The sequence below is a fragment of the Actibacterium sp. genome (assembly GCF_041584535.1).
Classification (GTDB): domain Bacteria; phylum Pseudomonadota; class Alphaproteobacteria; order Rhodobacterales; family Rhodobacteraceae; genus Actibacterium_D.
In genome coordinates, this window is the sequence record NZ_JBFHDW010000211.1 from 1 (window position 1) to 4,798 (window position 4,798).

The 4,798-nt window shown below is 64.5% G+C and carries 6 protein-coding genes; 2 read left to right on the forward strand and 4 right to left on the reverse strand.

The window, feature by feature from the left end; all coding sequences use genetic code 11:
• The coding region (locus tag ABYW26_RS10660; RefSeq protein ID WP_372604829.1) for a ribonucleotide reductase N-terminal alpha domain-containing protein at positions 1 to 590 on the reverse strand (590 nt) is incomplete at its 3' end.
• A gap of 139 nt (positions 591 to 729) precedes the next feature.
• Between ABYW26_RS10660 and ABYW26_RS10665 the strand changes: the two genes are divergently transcribed.
• Positions 730 to 1,161, forward strand: coding sequence for a DUF1489 family protein (locus tag ABYW26_RS10665; protein ID WP_372604830.1), 432 nt, complete (start codon positions 730 to 732; stop codon positions 1,159 to 1,161).
• A 74-nt stretch (positions 1,162 to 1,235) separates the two neighbouring features.
• On the opposite strand, the gene hisG is transcribed toward ABYW26_RS10665, so the two are convergent.
• Genes hisG through hisS form a run of 3 tightly spaced genes read right to left on the reverse strand, consistent with a single transcriptional unit; the run spans position 1,236 to position 4,514 of the window.
• On the reverse strand, positions 1,236 to 1,934 hold the full coding sequence (gene hisG / locus ABYW26_RS10670; RefSeq protein ID WP_372604831.1) for an ATP phosphoribosyltransferase: 699 nt from the start codon (positions 1,932 to 1,934) through the stop codon (positions 1,236 to 1,238).
• Positions 1,931 to 3,037, reverse strand: a complete 1,107-nt coding sequence (locus tag ABYW26_RS10675; protein WP_372604833.1) for an ATP phosphoribosyltransferase regulatory subunit — start codon at positions 3,035 to 3,037, stop codon at positions 1,931 to 1,933. Before ABYW26_RS10675 ends, hisG begins: the two co-directional genes overlap by 4 nt.
• A 1-nt stretch (position 3,038) precedes the next feature.
• Complete coding sequence (hisS, locus tag ABYW26_RS10680; protein ID WP_372604834.1) at positions 3,039 to 4,514, reverse strand: histidine--tRNA ligase; 1,476 nt, start codon at positions 4,512 to 4,514, stop codon at positions 3,039 to 3,041.
• A gap of 115 nt (positions 4,515 to 4,629) precedes the next feature.
• Between hisS and ABYW26_RS10685 the strand changes: the two genes are divergently transcribed.
• Positions 4,630 to 4,798, forward strand: a 169-nt coding sequence (locus ABYW26_RS10685; protein ID WP_372604835.1) for a SlyX family protein, incomplete at its 3' end; no start/stop codon positions are given.

Genomic DNA, 4,798 nt, shown 5'->3' on the forward strand with positions numbered 1-4,798 from the left:
ACCAGAACCGACAGGTTGAAATTGCGCAAGCGCGCCGGGTCTTGCTTGGCGGTAATGAATTGCTCGATATCGGGGTGGTCGCAGCGCATCGTCGCCATCATCGCGCCACGGCGGCTGCCGGCCGACATGATGGTGCGGCACATCGCGTCCCAGACATCCATGAACGACAGCGGCCCCGAAGCATCCGCCGCCACGCCTTTGACCCCGGCCCCGCGCGGGCGGATGGTCGAAAAATCATAGCCGATGCCGCCGCCCTGCTGCATGGTCAGTGCGGCCTCTTTCAGCATGTCGAAAATGCCGCCCATGCTGTCGGGAATTGTGCCCATGACAAAGCAGTTGAACAGCGTCACCGCCCGCGCCGTGCCTGCCCCGGCGGTGATGCGGCCCGCGGGCAGATATTTGAAATCTTCCAGCGCGTCATAGAATTTCGCTTCCCACGCCGCCGAGTCGGTTTCGACCTCGGCCAAAGCCCGGGCGATCCGCCGCCAGCTGTCCTCGACCGTCAGATCAACGGGGGCACCGTCAGCGGACTTGAGACGGTATTTCATATCCCAGATCTGTTCAGCGATCGGTGCGGCGAAGCGGGTCATGTGCGAAATCCTCCATTCGGCAGACATACACATTAACCCCGGGAGAAAATCCTCACAAGGATTTTGGACGCCCTGACCACTAGAGTTTGAAGTCGGCGCAAATTCGACTACCATATGTATCCTTGGTGGGGATGAATCTGTGGATAACACTGTTAATCTTGTGAAACTTTGCGTCGGCGCCGAGACGGTCGAGGATTTGACCGGCTGGCTTGCGGTGCGCCGGGCCGAAACCGGCGGCGCGCTGCCCCGCCATGTCACCCGGATGTGGCCGAAACGCGAGGCCGAACTGCTGAATGGTGGCTCGCTCTATTGGGTGTTCAAGGGTGTGATTCTTGCCCGGCAGCAGATAATCCGGCTGGAGGAGGTGATCGGCGCCGATGGCATCCGCCGTTGTGGCATCGTGCTGTCCGCCGAAGTGACCCGCACCCACCCTGCCCCGCGACGCCCGTTTCAGGGCTGGCGCTATCTGGCGCCCGGCGACAGCCCCGCCGACCTGCCAGTGGCCCGCCGCGATGATGACGAGTTGCCCGCCAGCCTGTCGGCGGCGCTGGCCGAGATCGGCCTGCGGTAACAACGAGCGCCGCGCCTTACGGCGCGGCGGATTTGAGTATTTTTGCCAAGAAAAAGACCGGGGCGCGCCGGGGCTCAGGGATGCAGGCCCAGCCGCGCGATCAGGTCGGTATAGTTGCGGCGCATGTCGGCGGTCCACCCGGTGCGGCGGGCGCGGAACAGCGTTGCCTGACTTTGATGGATGCAACCGTCGGACAGGATTTTCAGGTGGTTGGCGCGCAGGGTCTCGCCGGTCGAGGTGATGTCGGCGATGGCCTCGGCGGTCAGGTTCTTGACCGTGCCTTCGGTGGCGCCCTGGCTGTCGACCAGTTGATAATCGGCCACGCCGGCCTCGCGCAGGAACTCGCGCACCAGACGGTGGTATTTCGTGGCGATCCGCAGGCGGAAGCCATGCTGGGCGCGGAAGGCGGCGGCGGCGGCGTCGAGATCGTCCAGCGTATCGACATCGGCCCAAAATTTCGGCACGGCGATGATCAGGTCGGCGTGGCCGAAGCCCATCGGCGCCAGTTGCCGCAGCTTGTTGTCCCAATCGGCGATTTTCTCGCGCACCAGATCCGAGCCGGTCACCCCCAGATGAATGCGCCCGGCGGCCAGTTCGCGCGGAATTTCACCGGCGGACAGCAGCACCAGTTCGACGCCTTCGATGCCTTCGACCGCGCCCGCATATTCGCGATCCGAGCCGGTGCGGCGCAGACCGACACCGCGTTCGGCAAACCAATCAAAGGTTTTCTCCATCAGCCGCCCTTTGGACGGCACACCCAGTTTCAGGGTCATTGCGCGGCCTCCGTCAGGGTCAGCAATTCGGCGGGCCGGATCACGCCGCCCACCGCCGGGATCGAGCGCCCCTGCCCCAGCACGCGGGTCAGCGCGTCGTAGCGGCCGCCGCTGGCGACCGGCGGCAGATCGGGGCGGGTTTCGGCGTAAAAGCCGAAGACGAACCCGTCGTAATATTCCATCGTGGTGCGGCCATAGCTGGCCTCGAAATCCAGCGCCGACACATCGACGCCGCGATCCGCCAGCGCGGCGAGGCGTTGTTCGATCCGCTGAACAGCCGGCAGGATATGCGGCAGATCGACCGCGATATCGCGCAGGTGTTCCAGCGCGTTCGGGGCGGTTTCGCGCAGGGCAAGGATGTGATCCAGCACCTCAAGTTCGCCGCGCGAGATCGGCGCGGTGGCGGCGTCTTCCTGCAGGGCAAGGATGCGGGTTTCGACCTCGGCGCGGCGGCGCAGGCCGATTTCCGGGCCGGCCTTATCCATCAGCGCCGGAATCCCCATGGCATCGGCGACGGCCAGCAGTTTCACCCGGGTTTCGGGCGCCGGGCTGCGGCCACCGAAACGGTCCAGCAAGGCGCGGAACCGGCGCGGGCGCCACAGGTGGCGACGCAGCGCGGCCTTGCGGCGATCGGTTGTCTTAAGCCCGTCGATCGCGGCCAGAAGGATGCCGAAATCGCCGGTCGCGGCGCGCAGGTTCAGCGGCCGCAGGGCGTCGGCGATCAGGGCAAAGACCTCGGCATCGGCGGCGATGGGATCGGCGCGGTCAAAGACCTCGTATCCGACCTGAAAGAATTCGCTGGAGCGGCCCAGTTCGTGCTCTTGCTTGCGGAACACCTTGCCCATGTAGGTATAGCGGGCGGGCTCGGCGCCGTTTTGCATGTGCATCTGCACCACCGGCACGGTGAAATCGGGGCGCAGCATCACCTCGCCCCGCAGCGGGTCGGTGGTGACATAGGCGCGGCCACGGATGTCTTCGCCATAAAGGTCCAGCAGCGTGTCGGCCGGTTGCAGGATGTCGGTCTCGACAGCGGCGGCGCCAGCGGACTGGAAGTGGTTGAACAGCTGTTCGGACTTGGCGCGAATGGCGGATGCGTCGATCATATCAGCCCTCGGCCCCGTCGAGGATCTTGCGGATTTCAGCCACCAGATCGGTGCGCGCGACTTCGAACTGAGCCGGTTGCGATTTCCATTCTTCAAGGCTGGCACTGGCGGCGATTTTCGCACCAAGGATCAGGTCCTTGACCTGAACCACGCCACGGTTGGCCTCGTCGCTGCCTTGGATGACGGCGACGGGCGAGTTGCGCTTGTCGGCATATTTCAACTGGTTGCCGAAATTCTTGGGGTTGCCCAGATAGACCTCAGCCCGGATCCCGGCGGCGCGCAATTCAGCGGCCATGATCTGATAATCAGCCATGCGGTCGCGGTCCATCACGGTCACAACCACCGGGCCATGATCGACGCCGCCCATCCGACCCTTGGCCCGCAGCGCTGCCAACAGGCGATCAACGCCGATCGACACGCCGGTCGCAGGCACGGTCTGACCGGTAAAGCGCTTGACCAGATCGTCATAGCGCCCGCCCCCGGCGACCGAGCCGAACTGGCGCGGGCGGCCCTTTTCGTCGAGGATTTCAAAGGTCAATTCGGCCTCGAACACCGGGCCGGTGTAATAGCCAAGGCCGCGCACGACCGAGGGGTCGATCTGAATGCGGTCGGGGCCATAACCCCGTGCCGCCAGCAGCGCGGCGATTTCTTCCAGTTCGGCAATACCATCCTGCCCGATCTGCGAGTCGCCAACTGCGGCGCGCAAGTTGGCCAGCGTGGTTTCGGCGTCATCGCCTTTCGAGGTCAGGAACGCGATCACCGGGCCTGCCTGTTCATCGGTCAGGCCAACCCCGTCGATAAACGCGCCCGAGGCATCCAGACGCCCCTTGCCCAGCAACTCGCGCACGCCGGATTCGCCCACCTTGTCGAACTTGTCGATGGTGCGCAGAACACTGGCCTGCTGGTCAGCATCGGCGACGCCGGTCGCGTCCAGAACCCCGTTCAGAACCTTGCGGTTATTGACCCGGACGATGTAATCGCCGTGCGGAATGCCCACCGCCTCCAGCGTGTCGGCCAGCATGGCGCAGATCTCGGCATCGGCGGCGACGGTGGCGGCGCCCACCGTGTCGGCGTCGCATTGATAGAACTGGCGGAACCGGCCCGGACCGGGCTTTTCATTGCGCCACACCGGACCCATCGCATAGCGGCGATAGGGGGTCGGCAATTCGTTACGGAATTGCGCGGCAACGCGGGCCAACGGCGCGGTCATGTCATAGCGCAGCGCCAGCCAATCGCTGTCCTCTTCCTGCCACGCGAACACGCCGTCATTGGGACGGTCGACATCAGGCAGGAATTTTCCCAGCGCCTCGACGGTTTCCACGGCCGAGGTTTCCAGCGGATCGAAGCCATGGCGATGATACACCGCGGCAATCGTGTCGAGCATTTCATTGCGCTCGGTCACGTCCGCGCCAAAATAGTCGCGGAAGCCCTTGGGCGTCTCAGCCTTGGGGCGCCGGGGTTTATTGTCCTTGGCCATCGCTATTATCCATCGCTATGGGGTTCGCGCGGGGCATAGCGGATGGGACGCCTCGGGGCAAGGCGAGGGTGAATTGGGGTCTGTGAATTTCTTATGAATCGGCTATGCAGGGCGCATGGAAAGCGAACGCATCACCCGACTGGAAGAAGAACTGGCCCATCTGCGCGCGGCGGTCGATGACCTGTCCGACGTTGTGACCCGGCAATCGAATGAAATCGCGCGCCTGACCAACCGCGTGCGCATGTTGATGGAACGCGAGGCCGAGCGCGAGTTTTCCGAGGGCG